Source organism: Mesorhizobium sp. M2E.F.Ca.ET.219.01.1.1, from assembly GCF_004016445.2.
GTDB lineage: Bacteria > Pseudomonadota > Alphaproteobacteria > Rhizobiales > Rhizobiaceae > Mesorhizobium.
In genome coordinates, this window is record NZ_SADT02000002.1 from 1,247,111 (window position 1) to 1,267,250 (window position 20,140).

General features: G+C 64.6%; 22 protein-coding genes. 15 read left to right on the forward strand and 7 right to left on the reverse strand.

What is annotated here, in order from left to right; genetic code table 11:
* Positions 1 to 24: 24 nt before the first annotated feature.
* The 7 genes from EN862_RS16915 (at position 25) to EN862_RS16940 (ending at position 5,465) form a co-directional block, all read left to right on the forward strand.
* Entirely contained in the window at positions 25 to 1,155 is a 1,131-nt protein-coding gene (locus EN862_RS16915; RefSeq protein WP_189401359.1) for a metallophosphoesterase, read from the forward strand.
* A gap of 162 nt (positions 1,156 to 1,317) precedes the next feature.
* Positions 1,318 to 2,721: a patatin-like phospholipase family protein gene (locus EN862_RS16920; protein ID WP_127865500.1), complete on the forward strand. Its 1,404-nt coding sequence runs from the start codon at positions 1,318 to 1,320 to the stop codon at positions 2,719 to 2,721.
* 16 nt (positions 2,722 to 2,737) lie between these two features.
* A complete protein-coding gene (locus EN862_RS16925) occupies positions 2,738 to 3,391 on the forward strand; it encodes a glutathione S-transferase family protein (protein ID WP_127865404.1) in 654 nt (217 codons plus the stop codon).
* 94 nt (positions 3,392 to 3,485) lie between these two features.
* Positions 3,486 to 3,815, forward strand: a complete 330-nt coding sequence (locus EN862_RS36855) for a YciI family protein (RefSeq protein ID WP_245519611.1) — start codon at positions 3,486 to 3,488, stop codon at positions 3,813 to 3,815.
* A 271-nt stretch (positions 3,816 to 4,086) separates the two neighbouring features.
* A complete protein-coding gene (locus EN862_RS36220) occupies positions 4,087 to 4,245 on the forward strand; it encodes a hypothetical protein (protein WP_167498607.1) in 159 nt (52 codons plus the stop codon).
* 4 nt (positions 4,246 to 4,249) lie between these two features.
* Positions 4,250 to 4,624, forward strand: a complete 375-nt coding sequence (locus EN862_RS16935) for a YkgJ family cysteine cluster protein (protein WP_127865405.1) — start codon at positions 4,250 to 4,252, stop codon at positions 4,622 to 4,624.
* Between the two features lie 229 nt (positions 4,625 to 4,853).
* The gene (locus tag EN862_RS16940; RefSeq protein ID WP_127865406.1) at positions 4,854 to 5,465 is read left to right on the forward strand and encodes a LysE family translocator; all 612 of its coding nucleotides are present in this window, start codon (positions 4,854 to 4,856) and stop codon (positions 5,463 to 5,465) included.
* Here EN862_RS16940 and EN862_RS16945 read toward each other — a convergent pair.
* Positions 5,462 to 6,487, reverse strand: coding sequence for an AraC family transcriptional regulator (locus EN862_RS16945; RefSeq protein WP_189401230.1), 1,026 nt, complete (start codon positions 6,485 to 6,487; stop codon positions 5,462 to 5,464). The genes EN862_RS16940 and EN862_RS16945 overlap by 4 nt on opposite strands.
* Before the next feature lie 185 nt (positions 6,488 to 6,672).
* Between EN862_RS16945 and EN862_RS16950 the strand changes: the two genes are divergently transcribed.
* Together EN862_RS16950 and EN862_RS16955 are read left to right on the forward strand one after the other, a co-directional pair.
* Positions 6,673 to 7,098 carry a GFA family protein gene (locus tag EN862_RS16950; protein ID WP_127865408.1) on the forward strand — a complete coding sequence of 142 codons (426 nt, stop codon included), beginning with the start codon at positions 6,673 to 6,675 and terminating at the stop codon, positions 7,096 to 7,098.
* A 56-nt stretch (positions 7,099 to 7,154) separates the two neighbouring features.
* Positions 7,155 to 7,670 (forward strand): OsmC family protein, encoded by a 516-nt coding sequence (locus EN862_RS16955; RefSeq protein WP_127865409.1) that lies wholly within the window; start codon positions 7,155 to 7,157, stop codon positions 7,668 to 7,670.
* Positions 7,671 to 7,880: 210 nt separating this feature from the next.
* Here the strand turns inward: EN862_RS16955 and groL are convergent, their stop codons facing one another.
* The 3 genes from groL to EN862_RS16970 form a co-directional block, all read right to left on the reverse strand.
* Positions 7,881 to 9,533 (reverse strand): chaperonin GroEL, encoded by a 1,653-nt coding sequence (gene groL, locus EN862_RS16960; RefSeq protein WP_127865410.1) that lies wholly within the window; start codon positions 9,531 to 9,533, stop codon positions 7,881 to 7,883.
* A 62-nt stretch (positions 9,534 to 9,595) separates the two neighbouring features.
* Positions 9,596 to 9,892, reverse strand: coding sequence for a co-chaperone GroES (gene groES, locus EN862_RS16965; RefSeq protein WP_010915433.1), 297 nt, complete (start codon positions 9,890 to 9,892; stop codon positions 9,596 to 9,598).
* 228 nt (positions 9,893 to 10,120) lie between these two features.
* The gene (locus EN862_RS16970; RefSeq protein ID WP_127865411.1) at positions 10,121 to 10,921 is read right to left on the reverse strand and encodes a methyltransferase domain-containing protein; all 801 of its coding nucleotides are present in this window, start codon (positions 10,919 to 10,921) and stop codon (positions 10,121 to 10,123) included.
* Between the two features lie 66 nt (positions 10,922 to 10,987).
* On the opposite strand from EN862_RS16970, the gene EN862_RS16975 reads away from it, so the two are divergent.
* Positions 10,988 to 11,839 (forward strand): hypothetical protein, encoded by an 852-nt coding sequence (locus tag EN862_RS16975; RefSeq protein WP_127865412.1) that lies wholly within the window; start codon positions 10,988 to 10,990, stop codon positions 11,837 to 11,839.
* 7 nt (positions 11,840 to 11,846) lie between these two features.
* On the opposite strand, the gene EN862_RS16980 is transcribed toward EN862_RS16975, so the two are convergent.
* Positions 11,847 to 12,608, reverse strand: a complete 762-nt coding sequence (locus EN862_RS16980; protein WP_127865413.1) for an SDR family oxidoreductase — start codon at positions 12,606 to 12,608, stop codon at positions 11,847 to 11,849.
* 106 nt (positions 12,609 to 12,714) lie between these two features.
* On the opposite strand from EN862_RS16980, the gene EN862_RS16985 reads away from it, so the two are divergent.
* Positions 12,715 to 13,611, forward strand: coding sequence for a LysR family transcriptional regulator (locus tag EN862_RS16985; protein ID WP_127865414.1), 897 nt, complete (start codon positions 12,715 to 12,717; stop codon positions 13,609 to 13,611).
* Positions 13,612 to 13,617: 6 nt separating this feature from the next.
* On the opposite strand, the gene EN862_RS16990 is transcribed toward EN862_RS16985, so the two are convergent.
* The gene (locus EN862_RS16990) at positions 13,618 to 14,244 is read right to left on the reverse strand and encodes a TetR/AcrR family transcriptional regulator (protein ID WP_189401233.1); all 627 of its coding nucleotides are present in this window, start codon (positions 14,242 to 14,244) and stop codon (positions 13,618 to 13,620) included.
* Between the two features lie 121 nt (positions 14,245 to 14,365).
* Between EN862_RS16990 and EN862_RS16995 the strand changes: the two genes are divergently transcribed.
* The 4 genes from EN862_RS16995 to EN862_RS17010 all read left to right on the forward strand — a co-directional run bounded on the left by EN862_RS16995 (position 14,366) and on the right by EN862_RS17010 (position 19,240).
* Positions 14,366 to 15,550 carry an MFS transporter gene (locus tag EN862_RS16995; protein ID WP_127865415.1) on the forward strand — a complete coding sequence of 395 codons (1,185 nt, stop codon included), beginning with the start codon at positions 14,366 to 14,368 and terminating at the stop codon, positions 15,548 to 15,550.
* 14 nt (positions 15,551 to 15,564) lie between these two features.
* Positions 15,565 to 16,842 carry a D-arabinono-1,4-lactone oxidase gene (locus EN862_RS17000; RefSeq protein WP_127865416.1) on the forward strand — a complete coding sequence of 426 codons (1,278 nt, stop codon included), beginning with the start codon at positions 15,565 to 15,567 and terminating at the stop codon, positions 16,840 to 16,842.
* On the forward strand, positions 16,842 to 17,978 hold the full coding sequence (locus EN862_RS17005; protein ID WP_189401238.1) for an alanine racemase: 1,137 nt from the start codon (positions 16,842 to 16,844) through the stop codon (positions 17,976 to 17,978). Before EN862_RS17000 ends, EN862_RS17005 begins: the two co-directional genes overlap by 1 nt.
* Positions 17,979 to 18,304: 326 nt before the next feature.
* Positions 18,305 to 19,240, forward strand: a complete 936-nt coding sequence (locus tag EN862_RS17010; protein WP_127865418.1) for a helix-turn-helix domain-containing GNAT family N-acetyltransferase — start codon at positions 18,305 to 18,307, stop codon at positions 19,238 to 19,240.
* A gap of 6 nt (positions 19,241 to 19,246) precedes the next feature.
* Here the strand turns inward: EN862_RS17010 and EN862_RS17015 are convergent, their stop codons facing one another.
* Positions 19,247 to 20,080 carry an AraC family transcriptional regulator gene (locus EN862_RS17015; protein ID WP_127865419.1) on the reverse strand — a complete coding sequence of 278 codons (834 nt, stop codon included), beginning with the start codon at positions 20,078 to 20,080 and terminating at the stop codon, positions 19,247 to 19,249.
* Positions 20,081 to 20,140: the final 60 nt, after the last annotated feature.

Consider the following 20,140-nt stretch of genomic DNA (forward strand, 5'->3'; position numbering starts at 1 on the left):
GCGAGAATGTTTAATCGGATGACGATGAAACGTCCCTCGCCAGCAACCATCTCACGCCGTCTCCTCATCACCCGGACGGGAGTCCTCGCCGCCGCCTGCGCTCTTCCTCGCGTGGCCTTCGGCCAGACCGGAAAGCGCATCCAGCCGATCGACGCCACGTTCCTCTTCATCGCCGATATCCATGCCTGCCGCATGGCGAGCGGCCTCAGCCCGAACTGCCTGCAGGAGGGCAAGACCGATGCAGCCCTTCTGCGCAATGTCGCGGCCCTGAACGCGATTGCCGACAAGAAGTGGCCGGCCGAGATCAACGGCGTTGCGACCGGCCTGCATTCGGCCGGTATCCGCATCGGCACGCCGCTTGGACTCGCCACCGGCGGCGACATCACCGACGATGGCGGCGGCCAGGTCACCGAGCCCAGCGAGGGCACGCAGCTTCTGCAGTTCTCCCAGCGCTACCAGGAAGGCGTTGGGCCGGACCGCGTCCACATCCCGGTTTATGTCGGGCTCGGCAATCACGATCTCGACCAGAACGGTTCGCCGCCGCATGTCGATTGGTATCGCCGCGAATTGCGAGATTATGTCGAGGTCAACCATCGCCCGGGTGTGTTCTTCAAGCCGCCGGTGCCGGCAACCGAATACGACGTCGATACCGATTGCTATTCCTGGGACTGGGGCGGCCTGCATCTCGTCCAGACGCACCGCTTCGCCGGGGACACCGGCCACGGTGTGCCGAGCAGCCTGCCCTGGCTGAAGCAGGACCTTGCCACCTACGCCGGCGATGGCCGACCTGTGCTCATCTTCCAGCACTATGGTTGGGACACCTTCTCGACCGAGCGCTGGGATCCGGTGAAACGCACCTATGACGACGATGGCGCCGGCCGTCCGCACTGGTGGGGCGAAGCCGACCGCCAGGCGTTGCTGGCCGCGATCAAGGGCTACAATGTGATTGCCGTGTTCCATGGCCATCAGCATGAAGTGCCGATGATCTACCAGCGCGACGGCCTCGATCTCGTCAAGCCGAAGGCGGCCTATATGGGCGGCTTCGCTCTGGCGCGTGTCACGGCCGATAACATGGATGTGGTGCTGGGCGAGGCGGCCGGCGACCATGGCGAGATCGTTTTCACCAACGCCTTGGCCAGGCAATTCCAGACATGAAATGGCCGCCTCGCGGCGGTCTTGGTGGTCCTGTCATCAAGGTGCTTTCGCGGCGAGGTTGCATCGGGCAAGGCAATCCGGTTAGGGTTCGCCGCGGCTGCGGGAGAGGGCAGCCCTGGGGAGCCGGGTTTGCGTCTTCGTGTGGCCTTTGTCGCAGTTTTGATGGCCGTTGCCGGCTGCGTCGCCGACGATGTCGGGCCGATCAACACGCTGACCAAGGAAGCCGGCCACTCGTCGCCCACCTACATTCCCGATCCTGCCGATGATGGGTCGACTGTCGTTGGACTGGCGTTCTCCGGTGGCGGCGCCAGGGCCGCGGCCTTTTCCTATGGCGTGCTGCGAGCGCTGGACGATGTCGTCATCGACGAGCGGCCGAAACGTCGCACATTGGTCGACGACATCCGAATGATTTCCGGCGCCTCAGGCGGCGCCATTGCCGCCGCCTATTTCGGTTACAAGGGCAGGGGCGGTTACCAGGATTTTCGCGAGCGCTTCCTGATCCAGAACGCGGAAGCCGACCTCAGGGAAGCGGTCTCGCCGGTCAATCTCGTGCGCGCCTATTATGGCGGCGTCAACGATCGCAGCGGCTTCGCCAAATGGCTGAACGACCATCTCTTCGACGGCGCGACCTTCAAGGCGCTCCACAGGCCAAACGGCCCGATCGTCTGGATCAACGCTTCCGACATCTACAACCGCACGCCCTTCCTTTTCACCTACGACACCTTTGCGGCGCTGTGCAGTGATCTCGACAAGGTGAGACTGGCCGATGGGGTTGCGGCGTCGGCCGCCTTTCCGGTCGTCTTCGCGCCAATCGTGGTCGCGGCGACCAGCCCCGATTGCGGCTACCACCGGCCCGGGTGGCTGAGCCACGCGCTCGCCGACCGCAACGCCTCGCTGCGGCTCAAGGCCTATGCCGGGGCGCTCGACGCCTACCAGAACGCCGGCCCGCACGACTATGTGAAGCTGCTCGACGGCGGCCTGACCGACAATATCGGCGTCACCGGCTTCACGCTCGAACGCTCGGCCGCGGGCACTCCTTACGGACCGCTGTCGCCGTCCGAAGCCGTGCGCCTGAACACGCTGATCTTCATCGTCGTCGATGCCGGCAGCGGCTCAAACAAGGCCTGGGTAAAGGAGCTGCACGGACCGAAGGCGAGCGAACTGTTTGACCTTACCACAAGCACCACGCTCGCCGCTTCGGTGCGCGATGAATTCGATGCGTTGAGGCTCGCCGTCTCGCAATGGAAAGGCGAGCTGGTACGCTTTCGCTGCGGCCTTCCAGGCTCCACCGTTTCCGCCTATCGCGGTTCGGCGGGCGGCTGGAACTGCCGCGATGTCCACCTCGTCGTCCAGCACCTCTCTTTCGCCGATGCCGATCCTGCGACGGAGGCGAAGCTGAACGACATTCCGACCAGGCTTCACCTGCCGGTGGATCAGGTCGACCTCCTGATCGGAGCTGGCCGCAAGGCGCTCGAGGCCAATCCCGACATAAGCGCGGCGGTCGCCGCGATCCAGGCTCGCGCCGGCATCAGGCCGCCGGCGATCACGATGGCCGCAGCGAATTGATCATCAGGAGACAGTCTTGGCGGAATTCACCCTCTATATCGGCAACAAATGCTTTTCCTCATGGTCGCTGCGGCCCTGGGTGGCCATGCGGCACTTGGAGATTCCCTTCGAGGAGGGCTTCGTGCGCCTGCGCACGCCGGAGACCGCGGCCAACCTTGCCAAGGTGTCGCCGACCGGGCTTGTGCCGGTGTTGAATCATAATGGCAGGATCGTCTGGGAAACGCTTGCCATCCTTGAATATCTTGCTGACCTCTACCCTGAGAAGAAACTGTGGCCGCAGGATATCGGCGCCCGCGCTCTTGCGCGCTCGGTGGCGACCGAGATGCATTCAGGCTTCCGCGAGGTTCGCTACGGCTGGCCGATGAACCTGCGCCGGCCGAAATCGCACAAGCCGCTCGATGCCGAGGGCGAGGCGCAGCGGGCGAGGATCGAGGCGATCTGGCGCCAGTGCCGCGAACTGTATGGTCAAGGCGGCCCGTTCCTGTTCGGCCATTTCACCGCGGCCGACGCCATGTATGCGCCGGTGGTCACGCGCTTCGACACCTATGGCGGCGAGCTGGCGACCGTCACCCGCGCCTATGTCGACGCGGTGCTTGCAACGCCAGCGATGCTCCACTGGTATGCCGAAGCCGCCAAGGAGCCCTGGCCCGAGCCAGGGCCGGACGAATAGAGCTATTCCGCAAGAAGGTGTAACGTTTCGTGGGATTTGTGCAGCGGATCCGCCCGGTGGGCGGCCGGCGGCAATAGCTTTCGGAGAAGGAGCGATGGCCAGCAGTGAAGCACCGCGTGAAGCCATGGCGTCGAAGATCTTTCATTGCCGTTTGATCCCGCCGAGGCCGGATTTCGCCTTCACCATGACGGAAGAGGAAAGGGCGTTGATGGGCCAGCATGCCGACTATCTGCGCGAGAAGCTGCGCGAAGGCAGCATGATCATGGCAGGCCCGGTCGCCGATCCGGCCGGCCCTTGGGGGCTGCTTATCCTGCGTGCCGGCAGCGAAGCGGAGGCGAGGGCGGTGACCGACGGCGATCCGGTCGCGCGTTCGGGCCGCGGCTTCCGCTATGAAATCCTGCCGATGTTGAGCGTGATCATGTAGGCGGCACACAAAAAGAACGCCTCTCGCGCGTTTTATGGCGCGGGAGGCGTCCTTGTGCCGTTAGCCTTCTTTCGACTGCTGACGGCATTGCAACAACGCCCGGCTCCGGCGGCGGTTCCCTAACTCGGCAAAATAATTGACGTCTGTTCGCAGACGTCACGACCGGATCGGTATCGTCGGCAATCGCAGGTCTTTTCCGTTCCGCTTGCCCGATTGTGTGCTAGGACCGGTCGACCGCGACGTGAGTCACCGACGCTTTTCAGGGATCGACATGGCCATCAAATTTTCCGCCAAGGAGCAGCCGCCGGCTCCGGCCGCCGCCACGAAACCGGCCAAGCCGGCCGCCGCGCCGCAAGCCGACAAACCGCTCGACGTCGATCTCCTCGGGCAGCCGCCCCAGAAGCCGCCGCGCAAGACCAGGAAGAAGTAGAGGAATGCCGCACGAGGCCGACCGCAGTCGCTTGCCTTGGCCGTCCGCTACGGCGGTCGATCCTGGCTGGCCGGCAGGCGATGGCGCGGCCGTGTTCGACTGCCAGAGCTGCGGCGCCTGCTGCGCCTATTCGGCCGACTGGCCGCGCTTCTCGACCGAGGAGGACGCGCAACTCGACCGCATTCCGGAGAAATTTGTGTCGGCTGACCTGTCCGGCATGCGCTGCGAGGGTGCGCGCTGCTCGGCGCTCACCGGCGAGGTCGGCAAGCACACTGCCTGCGGCATCTACGACATTCGCCCCGATGTCTGCCGCGCCTGCATGCCCGGCGGCGACGACTGCCTGATGGCAAGGGCGGCGCATGGCCTGCCGGTAAGCTAGTTCCTCGCCCCCGCAAAGGGGGAGAGGTGGCCGCGTAGCGGCCGGAGAGGGGGCTGCGACGCTGGCGAGTTCCCTCTGATTGCTTTCAAGGGCGGCGCCATTTCCCCCCTCCGTCTCGGCTTTGCCGAGCCACCGCTCCACCATTCATGGGGGCGAGGAAAGCGCCCCGCTTGCCTCACCCGACGCCTCCCGGTACCTTTCCCCGCCAGGCAGGGCCCGGAGGAAACGCATGAGCATCGAATTCTTGTTGACGTCGCTGATTATCGTGGCCTCGCCCGGCACCGGCGTCCTCTACACGCTGAGCGCCGGCCTCTCGCGCGGCGCGCGTGCCTCGGTCATCGCCGCCTTCGCCTGCACGCTGGGCATCATCCCGCATATGGCGGCCGCCATTACCGGCCTCGCCGCGGTGCTGCACACCAGCGCCGTTGCCTTCGAGACGCTGAAATATCTCGGCGTCGCCTACCTTCTCTACATGGCCTGGAACACGCTGAAGGAGAAGGGTGGGTTGAGCATCGACGAGGACGCCGCGCCGCGATCGACTGCCAGGACCATCACCACCGGCATCCTGATCAACGTGCTGAACCCGAAACTGTCGATCTTCTTCTTCGCCTTCCTGCCGCAATTCGTCAGCGCCACCGAGCCGCATGCTTTCGCCAGGATGCTGGAGCTCTCAGGCGTCTTCATGCTGATGACCTTCGTCATCTTCGCCATCTATGGCGTCTTCGCGGCCTCGGTGCGCAGCCATATCGTGTCGCGACCGAAGGTGCTGACCTGGATGCGCCGCACCTTCGCCAGCGCCTTCGTCATGCTCGGCGCCAAGCTGGCGTTGGCCGATCGCTAACTAGCCAATGCGCTCCCGGTTTCGGAAGCCTCATCGCTTCCGGAGCCGGACGCGGCCCGGACCCCCAGCCGCCAGGCCGAGGGTGGGACACCGAGCATCTTCTTGAAGGCGCGGCTGAACGCGGCTTCTGATTCATAGCCGATGTCCGCTGCGATGCTGGCGACGTTGCTGCTGCCGGCGCTGAGCAGTTCCGAGGCGATCTGCATGCGCCATTTGGCAAGATAGTGCATCGGCGGCATCCCGACGATCTTGGTGAAGCGCTCCGCCAGCACTGTGCGCGACAGCGCGGACTCCTTGGCCAGCGCCTCCACCGTCCAGTTGTGGGCCGGCCGGTCGTGGATCAGCGCCAGCGCCTTGCTCAGATGCGGATCGCGCAGGCCCGCCAGCCAGCCGGTCTGCTGCGGCGGCAGCGATTCCACATAGCGGCGCAGCACATCGACGAACATCAATTCGCTGAGCTTGGTCAGTACCGTTTCGCTGCCGGCCCGCTTCTCGGCCACTTCCGAGACCGCCAGCCTGATGAACTGGCCGAGCCAGCCGCCATCGCCTTTGACGTCGCCGGCCTTGATGACGGGCGGCAACGTCTCGAGCAGCGGATTAAAGGGCAGGGCATCGCAGGCGAGATAGCCGCAGACCAGCCGCGCCGACAGCGATCCCTCCTTGACGTAGTTGATGGGGAAAGGCTGTTGGCTGGCCGCGGCAATTTCCAGCACATCCGCAGTCGGTGGCTCGGCCCGCAGGTCCGGCGTGCTCGACATGATATGCGGGTCACTGTGCGTGAAGACCACGACCTCGCCGGCTTCCACCGGGATAGCCTCCTGGCCGACGATGCGGGCAAAGCAGCGGCCTTCCGTCAGCACATGGTAGGAAATCAGGTGGTCCGCGCCCGGCAATATCCTCGGCAATATCGAGGACGGCGCCGGCGAGCGGATGGCCCACGGATCCTGGGCCTCGATGTCGAAAAACGTCGCACCGGTGAGGCGCACCGTTTTCAAAAGGTCAGACAGAGCGTCCCCGGCCATTCCACCCATGTCCCGCTAAGCCAGTTGCGCGACATCCCATTCAAGTTCCGGACGCGCTGTCAACTAACGCGGACGGCCCGTCATTCCGTCCCAGGCCGGAAGCTTTAAACCCCAACGGGCGCCGAGAGCTGTCTTCTGTTGCACGCTCCGCGCAATCGAACGCAACGAAAGAAAGGACGAAAGTCATGACAGTACATAAGGGCGGGTGTTTTTGCGGCGCCGTGGAAATCGAAGTCCACGGAACCGCCGAGGCGATGGGTTACTGCCATTGCAGTTCCTGCCGTTCGTGGTCGGCGTCTCCCGTGAATGCCTTCACGCTGTGGAAGCCCGGCAACGTCAAGGTCACCAAGGGCGCGGAGTTTCTCTCTGGCTTCAAGAAGTCCGAGATGAGCGACCGCCAGTTCTGTACCAAATGCGGCGGTCATCTGATGACGGACCATCCGCCGCTCGGGCTGGTCGACGTCTATGCCGCCACCATACCGACGGTGGAGTTCACGCCGGGGGTCCACGTCAATTACGCCGAGACGGTTCTGCCGATGAAGGACGGATTGCCGAAGCTGAAGGATTTTCCCGCTGAGCTCGGCGGCTCCGGCATCGCGGTCCCGGAATAGGTCCGGACGATGACCGACGATTTCAAGCAACCGCAATTCACGACAGGAGAACAGCAATGGATATCGCGACGTTTCGCGCCACGCAGGAGCCGATCAAGGATCTTTATCGCAAGGACGCGCGGGCCGCGCTTCTCACCCTGAAGGCCAAGGGAAGCGCTGATGACACCAGGGTGACCTGCAAGGTCGAGACCGGACGCGGACTTGCGCTGGCCGGCATCCATCCCAAGGCCGGCGGCAGTGGCCAGGAACTCTGCTCCGGCGACATGTTGCTGGAGGCGCTGATCGCCTGCGCCGGCGTCTCGATGCGGGCGGCTGCAGCCGTGCTCGAGATCCCGATCAAGTCTGCGGAAATCTCCGCCGAGGGCGATGTCGACCTGCGCGGCACGCTTGGCGTCACGGAAGGCGTGCCGGTTGGCTTCAAGGAGATCCGCCTGCGCTTCGACATCGAGTCGGATGTCGAGCAGAGCCGGCTGACCCAACTCATGGAGCTCACCGATCGCTACTGCGTGATTTTCCAGACCATCCAGCGCAGCCCGAAGACCTTCGTGAAACTCAATAGGGTGGTCTCGTAGGTCGCGAATGCCCGGAGTCCTAACTTGGCGGGGCGGAATTCCGGGCTGGGCCTGAGTGCGGCCTTTCCGCTCCGGGCCTATCCTTTGACGTAGCCCATCGCCTCGACGATTTTGCCATCCGCGACGCGCGTCGGGCCGGCTTTTCGGTTTCAAACAAAAAGGACGGCATCGCTGCCGCCCTTTCCGTATGCACTCGCTGGATAGCCTGGATTAGAAGTCCATGCCGCCCATGCCACCCATGCCGCCGCCGGGCATGCCGCCCGGCATACCGCCGGCAGCTTCCTTCTTCGGAGCTTCGGCGATCATGGCTTCGGTGGTGACGAGCAGGCCGGCGACCGAGGCAGCGTCCTGGAGAGCCGTGCGCACGACCTTGACCGGGTCGACGATGCCCATGGCGATCATGTCGCCATACTCGCCGGTCTGGGCGTTGAAACCGAAGGTCGCGCCCTTGTTCTCGAGGATCTTGCCAGCAACGATCGAGGCTTCAGCACCGGCGTTCGACGCGATCTGGCGGGCCGGGGACTGCAGCGCGCGACGCACGATGTTGATGCCGGCAGCCTGGTCGGAGTTGACGCCGGTAGCCTTGACGGCAGCCGAAGCGCGCAGCAGGGCCACGCCACCGCCGGCGACGATGCCTTCTTCCACGGCCGCGCGGGTCGCGTTCAGAGCGTCGTCAACGCGGTCCTTCTTTTCCTTGACTTCCACTTCGGTCGCACCGCCGACGCGGATCACCGCAACGCCGCCGGCGAGCTTCGCCAGACGTTCCTGCAGCTTCTCCTTGTCGTAGTCCGAGGTGGTCTCCTCGATCTGCTGCTTGATCTGGGCGACGCGGCCCTGGATCTCGGCCTTCTTGCCGGCGCCGTCGACGATGGTGGTGTTCTCCTTGGAGATCGACACCTTCTTGGCGCGGCCGAGCATGTTGAGGCCAACGTTTTCGAGCTTGATGCCGAGGTCTTCCGAGATGACCTGGCCACCGGTGAGGATGGCGATGTCTTCCAGCATGGCCTTGCGGCGGTCACCGAAGCCCGGAGCCTTGACGGCGGCGATCTTCAGGCCACCGCGCAGCTTGTTGACGACCAGCGTGGCCAGGGCCTCGCCTTCGACGTCTTCCGAGATGATGAGCAGCGGCTTCGAGGTCTGAACGACAGCTTCCAGGACCGGCAGCATGGCCTGCAGGTTGGAGAGCTTCTTCTCGTGCAGCAGGATGTAGGCGTCTTCCAGATCGGCGACCATCTTGTCGGCGTTGGTGACGAAGTAGGGCGAGAGATAGCCGCGGTCGAACTGCATGCCTTCGACGACTTCCAGCTCGGTCTCGGCGGTCTTGGCTTCCTCGACAGTGATGACGCCTTCGTTGCCGACCTTCTGCATCGCTTCCGCGATCATCTTGCCGACCGACTCATCGCCATTGGCCGAGATCGTGCCGACCTGGGCGACTTCCTCGGAGGTCTTGATCTTCTTGGCGGCCTTGCCGAGAGCGGCGACGACTTCACCGACGGCGAGGTCGATACCGCGCTTGAGGTCCATCGGGTTCATGCCGGCGGCAACGGCCTTGTTGCCTTCCTGCACGATCGCCTGGGCGAGAACGGTCGCGGTGGTCGTGCCGTCGCCGGCGATGTCGTTGGTCTTCGAAGCGACTTCGCGGACCATCTGGGCGCCCATGTTCTCGAACTTGTCCTCGAGCTCGATCTCCTTGGCGACGGTGACGCCGTCCTTGGTGATGCGCGGGGCGCCGAACGACTTGTCGATGACGACGTTGCGGCCCTTGGGGCCCAGCGTGACCTTCACCGCGTCGGCGAGGATGTTGACACCGCGCAGCATGCGCTCACGGGCGTCGCGGGAGAATTTTACGTCTTTTGCAGCCATGGTTAGCTCCTGACAGGGGCTCGGGAAGAGCCCGAAAACTCAGTTGATGGAGAGGCCGAAATTCAGCCGATGATGCCCATAATGTCGGATTCCTTCATGATCAGAAGGTCTTCGCCATTGAGCTTGACTTCAGTGCCCGACCACTTGCCGAACAGGATGCGGTCGCCGGCCTTGACGTCCAGCGGCACGAGCTTGCCGCTTTCGTCGCGGGCGCCGGAGCCGACGGCGATGATCTCGCCTTCCTGCGGCTTCTCCTTCGCCGTATCCGGGATGATGATCCCGCCGGCGGTCTTGGATTCGGATTCGACCCGGCGAACGACCACGCGGTCATGAAGCGGGCGGAACTTGGACTTTGCCATGTTGTCTTCCTCGAATGAGAACGGTGAGAACTGTTCCTCCATCCGGCGAGGCCGCCGGATATGAGTTAGCACTCACCTAGGGCGAGTGCTAACGTGGCGCTGAGATAGGCCGGTGGGTTTCGAGAGTCAAGGCGCGCGCAAGGGGCAGGCAGCGCGAAATTTTCTCGGGCGAAGCCCTGGTCGGAAATGCGACGGCTGCCGCGAGCTGCGGACCAGCAATTTCGCCTGCTAGGTCCGCCGCTTCGGCAACCGCATCACCAGCAGCGGGCAGCGCTCGGCGAGCCCGTATGTGCCGGTCGAGGCCAGCCGGACATCATCGAAGAAGGTCTTGGCTTCCTCGATGAGCGCTGCGACAGGGGCAAAACTGTAGATGGCCGGCGAGTTCCGGTAGACGTCGATGGTTCCGATAACCGGCAACTCCCACCCGGTACGCGCTGAAAGCTCCTCGCGGTCGGGAAAAATCCTGTCGAATTGTTCCAGGATGCTTCTGACCGGTATCGTGTAATCAGGCGCGCCGCCTGTCGCAGTCATGGCCACACGCCATTTGAGCTCGTGGAACGTCGAGACCCCGCCGGCCATCGCCAGGGCGCGGACGGCCTGCGGTTCGTCGCGGGTTTCGGGAGAGGCGTAAAGCCTGACGGCGGCGCGCCCGTCTGCGCTCAGCACACGTGCGATCGACGCAAACAGCCTGCGCCTGAGATCGGCGGCGCCGATGACCGAAAGGCATCCGTCGCCGATCAGGGCCTCGACGCTTGCCTCGCCGAACGGCAGATCGAACCAGTCGCCTCTCACCGCCTCGCGCGTGTCGGTATCGCCCGGCCAGATGCCGGCAATCATATCGGCGGACTCGTCCACCGACGTCATTGCGGCGCCAAGCCCGGCGAGCTCCGGCGTCACGCCGAGCATCACGACATGCGATCGGCCAAGCTCGAGCTCGCGGTCATAGGCCTGGACGACTTCGGGTGGCGGCCTCAGCGGCGGGCCGAGCAACTGCCAGTGCCTGCGAATTGCATTCCAATGTTCAGTCATGCAAAACCCCCCGGTTCCACGCGACCTGTCGATTACGCGACAGTCACGTGGAAACCAAGGGGGCCCATGGCGCGTATCGCAGTTATCACACATGAGTTCGACCGCTTTCAGAGCCGGCGCGGTCTGCTGCTGCGCCGCGACAGCCCGTACATGCTCTTCGACCTGCTGGAAGAGCTGAGGCGCCGCGGCCATTCGGTGCAGATATTGAAAGGCACATCCGCGAATCCGGCCGCCGATGTCGCGGTGCTGCATCTCGATGTGACCGTGACGCCATCCGACTATGTCGACTATGCCCGCCGTTTTCCCTTCTGCCTCAACCTCGGTGCCGCTGACATTTCGAAACGTCGCGTCAGCGGCGCCGCGATCGGCCGGGACGATCCCTGGCAGGGGCAGGTCATCGTCAAGAGCAGCCTCAATCATTGGGGAACGCCGGAGGAGCAGCTGAATCGGCGCGCGCGGCGCGCCGGCAGGCCGGAGCCGTTTTCCGGCGTCGAGCCTTTCGACAAATACCAGGTCCATGCCTCGCTCGCCGACGTTCCGGTGGCGGCGTTCGAGCGCCAGGATCTGGTTGTCGAAAAGTTCATTCCCGAGCCGGAGCCCGACGGCTTCGGCGCCCGGTTCTGGCTGTTTTGCGGCGAGCGCGAGCGCTGCACCCGCCACGTCTCGCCGCAGAGCCTCGTCAAGGGCGACGACACCATCCGCCGCGAGGCGGTTCCGGTACCGGACGAGCTTCGCGCGCTCAGGCGCAAGCTGGGCTTCGATTACGGAAAATTCGATTTCGTCATGCATGAGGGCAGGGCAGTGCTGCTCGATGCCAACAAGACGCCCGGCCGCGCCCGGAACCTGTCGAGCTTCATCGCCGCCGGCAATGCCAATCTCGCCGACGGCTTCGAAGGGCTGATCCGTCAGGTCACATGACGATCACCTAGATGTTCATGCCGCCCGATACTTCGATCCGCTGGGCGTTGACCCAGCGATGGTCCTCGGAGAGCAGCGAGGCGATCATCGGCCCGATATCGTCTGCGACACCGGCGCGGCCGAGCGCGGTCATCCCGGCCACGACCCGGTTGATCTCGGCGTCGTCGCGCACATGGCCGCCATTGAAGTCGGTGGCGATCGCGCCGGGCGCGACGGTGTTGGCGGTGATGCGGCGGCCGGCAAGCTCCTTGGCGAGGTAGCGCGTGAACACCTCGACGCCGCCTTTCATCATCGCATAGGCGGACGAGCCCGGCACCGAGAAACGCGCCAGCCCGCTCGACACGTTGATGATGCGGCCTCCGTCGTTGATCAGCGGCAGCAGCGCCTGGGTGAGGAAGAACACGCCCTTGAGATGGATGTTCATCAGCGTGTCGAATTCCTCTTCCGTCGTCTCGGCGATCGGCTTGCGCAGGCCGGTGCCGGCATTGTTGACGAGATAGTCGAAACGGTCGCGCTGCCAGGTCTCGTGAAGCGTCTTCTTCAGCGCTGCGACGAAAGCCGGGAAGCTGGCGACGGTGCCGGTGTCGAGCTCAAGTGCCGCGGCCCGGCCGCCGGCCGCCTCGATTTCGGCAATGGCAGTTTTGGCCTCATCGGCGCGCGAGCGATAGGTGAGGACGACGTCGACACCTTTGCGGGCAAGGTGAAGCGCAGTGTTGCGGCCGAGGCCGCGGCTGCCGCCGGTGATGAGGGCAATGGGACGGGTGGACATAGCGAAAGCTCCTTCTCTTCGAATGGAGATGCATATACTCGCCTAAGCAGGCGATATAATTGGGCATGGATTGCCAACACTATTCAGTCTGTGCGAACAATCAGCCATGGATCGTTTTGACAGCATGCGGCTCTTCACCCGGGTGGTGGAGCGGCGCAGCTTCACCGCGGCTGCCGCCGATCTCGGCCTGCCGCGCTCCAGCGCCACCGCCGCGATCAAGCAGCTGGAGAAGCGGCTTGGTGTGCAATTGCTCCGCCGCACCACACGCCATGTCACCACGACGCCCGACGGCGAGGCCTATTACCAGCGCTGTATCGGCATCCTCGCCGACATCGAGGACGCCGAGGGCGGCTTCGACGCCCGCGAGATGCGTGGACGCCTCAGCGTCGACGTCAATGGCCACATGGCGCGCACGTTTCTCTTGCCGGAACTGCCGGCACTGCTTGCCAGATACCCGGGCCTGTCGGTGCATATCGGCGAGGGGGACCGCCTCGTCGATCTGGTGCGTGAAGGCATCGACTGCGTGATCCGGGCGGGCGTGCTTCCCGACAGCGACATGATCGTGCGGCGTCTCGGCATCGCGCGCGAGATCACCGTCGCGAGTCCCGCCTATCTCGAACGCCACGGTGTGCCGCGGACGTTGGATGATCTTGCCGGCCATATGATGATCGGTTTCGTGTCGTCGCGCACGATGCAGGTGATGCCGCTGGAATTCACCGTCGACGGCAAGGTTCGAGAAGTTGTCCTGCCCTCGCGAGTCACCGTCGCCAATTCAGACACAAGTGCCGCGCTGGTCCGGCTTGGCTTCGGGCTGTTCCAGGCGCCAAAACTCCGTTACGTCGACGACATCGAGGCCGGCCGGCTGGTCGAGGTGCTTCCCGACAATCCCCCGACACCGACGCCGATCTCGGTGCTCTATCCGCCGAGCCGCCAGCTTTCGCCAAGAGTGAGGGTGTTCGTCGACTGGCTGGTGGAGATCCTGGGGCCGAAGCTGGATCCCTGATCACGCTCAGAGAAACAGCCGCAACTGCGTGTGGATGATCGAGCGATAGTCGTCGATCGTGCGCCGGCCTTCCGCCTCGTCCTGCGTCAGCGCCAGCCGCACGACGCCGCCGGCAAGCTGGAAGATCAGGAACACGACCCGCCCGAACGCCTCGCGCTGCCCGGCTTGAAGCATCGGCGCGACATGGTCGCAGAATATCCTTGCCTGGTGCCTCGTCTCGGCAATGTCGAGATGCTGCAGCGCCTTGTCGGCCTGGATGGCGTTCTGCAGGTCCTGGATCGCCGGGTCCGCCGCGACGCGTGCATAATAGTCGTCGAGCATGCGGTCGGCCGCCGCCGTCACGTCGCCAGGCCCGTTTATCCCGGCGATGATCGCGCCGAAGCGCGCGCGGCTTTCCTCGGAAAACCGCTCATAGAGCATCGCCAGGATCGCCGACTTCGACGGAAAATAATGATAGACGGTGGCGATCGGTCCGCCGGCCAGCGCGCCGACCTCCTTCATCGTCACCGCATCGATGCCCTTTTCGCCGATCAGCCGCATGGTCGTGGCGAGGATCGCGTCGATACGCTCGCGGCTGCGCTCCTGCTTCGGCCGGCGCCTGGGTTCCGTCGCTATTCGCTTCGCCTGCGTCATGGCCCGCATCTTTCCCGGAAAAGTGCGAATTCGCGGTTGACAAGAAACATGATCAAGTATCAGTTTCGTTAAATGCTGACAACTTGTCAGCTTTTCGATCGTGCTGCAAGGGAGGCATCTCGTGACTGCATCGCAAGCCGCGCAAGCGGAAGATGGCGATTGGCTTGTCGGCAATCCGACGGGATCGCAGCTCGCCTCGGCGCTGTGGATCGGCTCGGTCGGCCTGCTCATCCTCGGCCTGCAGCCGGTGCTGCTCGGCGCGCTCTACACGGAGGGCCACGTCACCGGCGACGAGTTGGCGCTGGTCGCGACCGCCGAGATGATCGCGATCGGCATTGGGTCGGCGATCGTGGCCATGCTGCTGCCTGCCAGGAACATGCGGTCGAAGAGCGCGGCGCTGCTCGTCCTGCTCGCGCTCGCCAATTTCTGGACCGCTTATGCCGGCAGCCCCAATGCGCTGATCGGCGCGCGCATGCTGGCCGGGCTGGCGGAGGGCGGGCTGGTCGCCGTCGCCACCGAATTGATCGCCCGCTCGCGCCGGGCCGAGCGCATCGGCGGCTATTTCGTCACGCTGCAGACTTTGGCGCAATGCGCGCTGGCGCTGATCCTCGCGCTCTATGCCGTGCCCGCCGTCGGCTCGGCCGGCGGCTTCATCGCGCTCGGCATCGTCTGCCTCTTATCGCTGGTCGTCGCCTGGATGGTGCCGGACAACTATGCCGATCTGCCCAAGGAAGAGCAGTTTGCCAACGTCGCGACGTTGCCCGCGATCACAGCGCTCCTGTCGATCTTCTGCTATTTCATGTTCTTCGGTGCTGTCTGGGCTTTTCTGGAACCCATCGGCGCGCAGTTCAGCATCGACGGCCGCACCGTCGGCCTGATGGTGTCGGCGAGCCTTGCCGCGCAGGTGATTGGCGCCATGACCGCGACGGTGTTCGAGGCGCGCATCGACTACCGTTTTGCCATCACGATCATCGGCATCGTCGCGGCCATCAGCTCGGTCCTGCTTGCCTCCGGCCCGGGTCTTTCGGTGTTCTGGGCGGTGGCGCTGGTGATGGGCTTCATCCTGCTCTTCATCGTGCCCTATCAGATCCGCATGGCAATCACCGCCGATGAGACGCGGACGGCAGTGCTCCTGGTGCCGGCCGCGCAGCTCTTCGGTCTCGCCATCGGCCCCATCGCCGCCTCGCTTTTGATCGATGCCGGGAATTTCCGCCCGGTGCCCGAATTCGCCGCAGCGACTGCTGTGGCCAGCGTGCTTTTGCTCGGCGTCTTCGTGCTGGTCGCGCGCCGGCGCGGTAAGGCTTGAGCGGGAGGATTAGGATGGCAAACGCCTGGAGCAACTGGTCGGGTTTCGTCACTGCATCCCCGAAGCAGATCGCGACCCCGGCCGATGCGGGCGAACTGGCCGAGCTGGTGCGCTTGGCGCACGGACCGCTGCGCGTCGCCGGCGCCGGCCATTCCTTCACCCCGCTGGTGCAGTCCGACGGCACCATCGTTTCGCTGGAGAAGATCGAGGGGCTGGTCTCGCACGACGCCGCGAACAACCGGGCGCGGGTAAGGGCGGGAACCAGGCTCGGCGCCCTGATGCACATCCTGCAGGACATCGGCCAGGGCCTGCCCAATATGGGCGATATCGACAAGCAGGCGATCGGCGGCGCGCTGGGCACGGCAACGCATGGCTCCGGCCCGACGCTCGGCGCCTACCACACGCAGCTGGAGGCGGTGCAACTCGTCGATGGGCGAGGCAAGCTGCGCCAATACAGCCGGTCCGACGACCAGGATATGATCCATGCCACCGGCGTCGCGCTTGGCGCTTTCGGCATTCTCACCGAAGTGACGATGAACAACATCGCGGCCTACCGCCTGCGCCGCCGCAAATGGGTGCTGCCGATCGGCGACATGCTGCGCGATTTCGAGACGATGATGGCGGCGCATCGCTCGGCCGAATTCTACTACATCCCGTTTTCCGGCTACGCCCAGTTCATCGCCAGCGATCTCAGCGACGCAGCACCAATGCCGCGGCCGACCGAGAACGACGAGGAGGGGCTGGCGACTTTGCGCAAGCTGCGCACCGTGCTGCGCTGGCTGCCGTCGCTGCGGCGCGCGCTGATCAAGGGCGCGGTGAAGAAGGTCCCGTCGGAGGACTATGTGCAGGACTGGCTCAACGTCTACGCCAGCGACCGTCAAACCAAATTCAACGAGATGGAGTACCACCTGCCTTACGAGGAAGGTCCGAAGGCGTTGGCCGAGATCATCGCGCTGACCGAAAAACACTTTCCGGAAGTCTATTTCCCGATGGAGGTGCGTTCGGTGGCGCCCGACGAATTCTGGCTTTCGCCCTTCCACAAGAGGCTGACCTGCTCGATCGCCATCCACCACGATGCGGCCAACGACCCGCTGCCTTTCATGCGCGCCGCCGAGCCGATCTTCCGCAAATATGGCGGCAGGCCGCATTGGGGCAAGATGCACAGCCTGAAGGCGGCGGATTTCAAGAAAGTCTATCCGCGCTGGAACGACGCGCTTTCCGTGCGCCGCGACATCGATCCCGACAACCGTTTCGTGTCGCCCTATATGGCCGGCCTGTTCGGCATCGAATGATGAGCGCCTATTTCGCTGCCCTGTCCGATGCGTTGAAGGCAGCCGAGATCTTCCGGCCCTGCCTGGTGCTCGACCGCGACCGGCTGGACGGCAACATTGCGCTGGTGAAGGAGCGGCTGGCGCCCGGCCTTGCCATTCGGCTGGTCGACAAGTCGCTGCCTTGCATGCCGCTCCTTTCGCACATCGCCGGGGCGCTTGGCACCAACCGCTTCATGACTTTCCATCCGCCAGTGACGCAGGCCGTGCTCGACGCTTTTCCCGAGGGCGATCTGCTCTACGGCAAGCCAATGCCGGTTGGCGCCGCCAGGGCAGCGCTGACCCAAGGCAGCGCCGGCTGGTGGTCGCGTGTCTGCTGGCTGATCGACACGCCTGAGCGGCTGACCGAATATGGTGCACTCGCTTTCGCGCTCGACACCGAGTTGCGCATCGCTTTCGAGGTCGACGTCGGCCTGCATCGCGGCGGTTTTTCGAGCCCCGCCGAGATCAAGGCGCTGACGGTGCCGGAGCGCCTGCATTGCGAAGGCATCATGGCCTATGAAGCGCATGCGCCGGAGATACCGGGCCTCTTCGGCGGTGCGGCCAGGGCGCTGAAGCAGGCTTCGGCCAAGGCGGCGGAGTTCGCCGCCGCCCTCGATCCGGACCGGCGCCGCATCCTGAATATCGGCGGCTCGAAGACGGCGCTGCTTCATGGCGGTGGCGTCGCCAACGAAGTGTCGATCGGCTCGGCCTTCGTCCTGCCCAGCGACTTCGACACGCCCGGCCTGGGCGGTTTTCAGCCGGCGGCCTTCATCGCCACGCCGATCCTCAAGGCGCTGGATCCGATGCTGCCCGGTCCCCCGGCGGTTTCCAGGGCGTTGCAGGCGCTTGGCCTCTTCCCGCGCAAGGGCTGCTATCTCTATGGCGGCAAGTGGATGGCCGAACCGGTGTTCCCCGAAGGCATGAAGCAGAACGGCCTGATCGGACTATCATCCAACCAGCAATTCATGGGCTTGCCGGCAAGCGCGGATGTGAAGCCCGGCGACTACGCCTTCCTGCGGCCGACGCAGAGCGAGGCCGTGCTGCAGCATTTCGGTGCGATCGCGGTATTTGCCGGCGGGCGGATCGTCGAGTTCTGGCCGGTGCTGCCAATGGGGTAGGACGTCTAGGCGCCAGCGACTGGCGCCGGCGGGAGGTCGTCATCCCAGGTCGGAGCGACGCGAAGCGGAGCGCAGACCCTAGAATCCATTCCGTTACCTTTCCGCTATGCAACGAATTGGATCCTTGGCACCTGATGCAGGCCCAGAATTTCGTTCTGCGGCGCAGCGCGCTTGACCACCGTCACGGAATGGATTCCAGGGTCTGCGCGCGTCGCTTCGCTCCTTGCTCCGCCCTGGAATGACGAAGTCGTGTAACGTCTCGATCGTCGGATTTATTGACTCAGTCAACTAAATGATTGATCTTGTCCAGGACAGGAGGAATCCCGATGACCATCCACGACCACCCTGGCAAGGAGCGCATCGATACCGTGCGCGCCTTCAACCGCTTCTACACCCGCCAGATCGGCCTGCTCGACGAGAGCCTTCTGAAGAGCCCGTTCTCGCTGACCGAGGCGCGGGTGCTTTATGAGCTTGCCCATCGCGAGGGGCTCGTCGCCAGCGATCTGGTGCGCGACCTTGGTCTCGACCCGGGCTATGTGAGCCGCCTCTTGAAGAAATTCGAGGAGCGCGGTCTGGTCGAGCGCGAGGCCAGCGAGGCGGACGCGCGCCGGTCTTCGATCGCGCTGACGACGGCGGGCCGCGAGGCTTTTGCGCCGCTCAACCAGGATTCGCACGACCAGGTGCGCGCGCTGCTCGATCGTCTGGCGCCCGCTGACCAGGAGCGGCTGGTCAAGGCCATGCGCACCGTGCAGGACCTGCTTGGTGAGAGGCCCGAACCCAAGGTGCCCCACATCCTGCGGCCGCTGCAGGTCGGCGACATCGGCTGGATCACGCGCCGCCAGGGCATGCTCTACGCTGAGGAGTATGGCTGGGACGAAACCTACGAGGCGCTGGTCGCCGAGATCCTCGCCGAGTTCGTCAAGAAATTCGATCCAAGGTGGGAACGCGCCTGGATTGCCGAGCGCGAAGGCGAGGTGGTCGGTTCGGTCTTCGTCGTACGCAAATCGCCCAAGGTGGCGAAGCTCAGGCTGCTCTATGTCGAGCCCTCGGCGCGCGGCCTCGGCATCGGCCGGCGACTGGTCGACGAATGCATCGCCTTCGCCCGCGCCAAGGGTTACAGGACCCTGACGCTGTGGACGAACGACATACTGGGCTCCGCCCGCCGCATCTACCAGGCGGCGGGCTTCAAGCTGGTCGACGAAGAGCGCCACCATTCCTTTGGCAAGGATCTGGTCGGGCAAACGTGGGATCTGGATTTGTAGTGAGGATCACCCCTTCACCGGCACCCAGATCTCCAGCCCGCCATTGCCGGTATGCGCGTCGAATTCGGGTCCATAGCGCTCGAATTCCGGTGCGTCGGCGATCTCGTGGCCGGAGGCAGGCAGCCATTTGTTCCAGATCGTGTTGACGGTGCGTCGGATGGTCGAGATGTGCTCGCGATGCGCGAACACCGCATATTTCTGCGCCGGCACCCGCACGCGGCAAAAGCCCTTCGGCAGGTCGGAGAAATCCGTCACCTCGACGCCGGCGATGTAATCGAAATTGCCGGCGTCGTCGCCATTGATGCACACGCCGTAGAACACGCCGGGCACCTCGCCGGGAATGTTGCCGATATAGGGCGCGAAACGCTGCCACTGCATCGGGATGCCGGCGCTGGTCTCGCAGCTGTAGCGCTCGCCGAGCCCGGCGACGAGAAATGGGCAGCTGGTCTCGAAGCGCGGCGGCTCGAGCGTGGTGAGAAGCGAACTGTCCATGAGGATAGGCTCCACAAGATCGAGGTTTCGGGTCGAGCCTTGCGCGCGCACCAGCTCCGGCGTGGTGCCGAACGCATCGCGAAAAGCCCGCGTGAACGCCTCATGCGAACCGTAGCCGGCGTCGAGCGCGACCGAGAGAATGTCGGGCGCGCCTCCGGCTAGCTGGCGCGCCGCTTCGCTCAGGCGGCGCGCCCGCATGTAGCCCATGACCGACCGCCCCGTGGCGGCGGCGAAAGCGCGCGTCACATGGAAGCGCGACACGCCGCTGCTTTGCGCTATTTCGTCGAGGCTGATGGCGTCCGGCAGATGGCTTTCGACAAACCACAGCGCTTTCTCGGTCGGGTTCATGGTTCCTCGCATTTGGCGGGCCGATCCTATCGGCCGCGCCGGCATTGAGTTTGATCGAAA

Excerpts from the sequence above, each read along its gene's own strand:
- EN862_RS16980 (WP_127865413.1), bottom strand. The coding sequence starts at position 12,608 with ATGTCCACCCGTCCCATTGCCCTCATCACCGGCGGCAGCCGCGGCCTC.
- EN862_RS17000 (WP_127865416.1), top strand. The coding sequence starts at position 15,565 with ATGGCAAACGCCTGGAGCAACTGGTCGGGTTTCGTCACTGCATCCCCG.
- EN862_RS16970 (WP_127865411.1), bottom strand. The coding sequence starts at position 10,921 with ATGACTGAACATTGGAATGCAATTCGCAGGCACTGGCAGTTGCTCGGC.
- EN862_RS16990 (WP_189401233.1), bottom strand. The coding sequence starts at position 14,244 with ATGACGCAGGCGAAGCGAATAGCGACGGAACCCAGGCGCCGGCCGAAG.
- EN862_RS17015 (WP_127865419.1), bottom strand. The coding sequence starts at position 20,080 with ATGAACCCGACCGAGAAAGCGCTGTGGTTTGTCGAAAGCCATCTGCCG.
- EN862_RS16915 (WP_189401359.1), top strand. The coding sequence starts at position 25 with ATGAAACGTCCCTCGCCAGCAACCATCTCACGCCGTCTCCTCATCACC.
- EN862_RS16950 (WP_127865408.1), top strand. The coding sequence starts at position 6,673 with ATGACAGTACATAAGGGCGGGTGTTTTTGCGGCGCCGTGGAAATCGAA.
- EN862_RS16920 (WP_127865500.1), top strand. The coding sequence starts at position 1,318 with ATGGCCGTTGCCGGCTGCGTCGCCGACGATGTCGGGCCGATCAACACG.
- EN862_RS17005 (WP_189401238.1), top strand. The coding sequence starts at position 16,842 with ATGAGCGCCTATTTCGCTGCCCTGTCCGATGCGTTGAAGGCAGCCGAG.
- EN862_RS16955 (WP_127865409.1), top strand. The coding sequence starts at position 7,155 with ATGGATATCGCGACGTTTCGCGCCACGCAGGAGCCGATCAAGGATCTT.
- EN862_RS36855 (WP_245519611.1), top strand. The coding sequence starts at position 3,486 with ATGGCCAGCAGTGAAGCACCGCGTGAAGCCATGGCGTCGAAGATCTTT.
- EN862_RS16945 (WP_189401230.1), bottom strand. The coding sequence starts at position 6,487 with ATGGCCGGGGACGCTCTGTCTGACCTTTTGAAAACGGTGCGCCTCACC.
- EN862_RS16985 (WP_127865414.1), top strand. The coding sequence starts at position 12,715 with ATGGATCGTTTTGACAGCATGCGGCTCTTCACCCGGGTGGTGGAGCGG.
- groES (WP_010915433.1), bottom strand. The coding sequence starts at position 9,892 with ATGGCAAAGTCCAAGTTCCGCCCGCTTCATGACCGCGTGGTCGTTCGC.
- groL (WP_127865410.1), bottom strand. The coding sequence starts at position 9,533 with ATGGCTGCAAAAGACGTAAAATTCTCCCGCGACGCCCGTGAGCGCATG.
- EN862_RS16940 (WP_127865406.1), top strand. The coding sequence starts at position 4,854 with ATGAGCATCGAATTCTTGTTGACGTCGCTGATTATCGTGGCCTCGCCC.
- EN862_RS17010 (WP_127865418.1), top strand. The coding sequence starts at position 18,305 with ATGACCATCCACGACCACCCTGGCAAGGAGCGCATCGATACCGTGCGC.
- EN862_RS36220 (WP_167498607.1), top strand. The coding sequence starts at position 4,087 with ATGGCCATCAAATTTTCCGCCAAGGAGCAGCCGCCGGCTCCGGCCGCC.
- EN862_RS16935 (WP_127865405.1), top strand. The coding sequence starts at position 4,250 with ATGCCGCACGAGGCCGACCGCAGTCGCTTGCCTTGGCCGTCCGCTACG.
- EN862_RS16975 (WP_127865412.1), top strand. The coding sequence starts at position 10,988 with ATGGCGCGTATCGCAGTTATCACACATGAGTTCGACCGCTTTCAGAGC.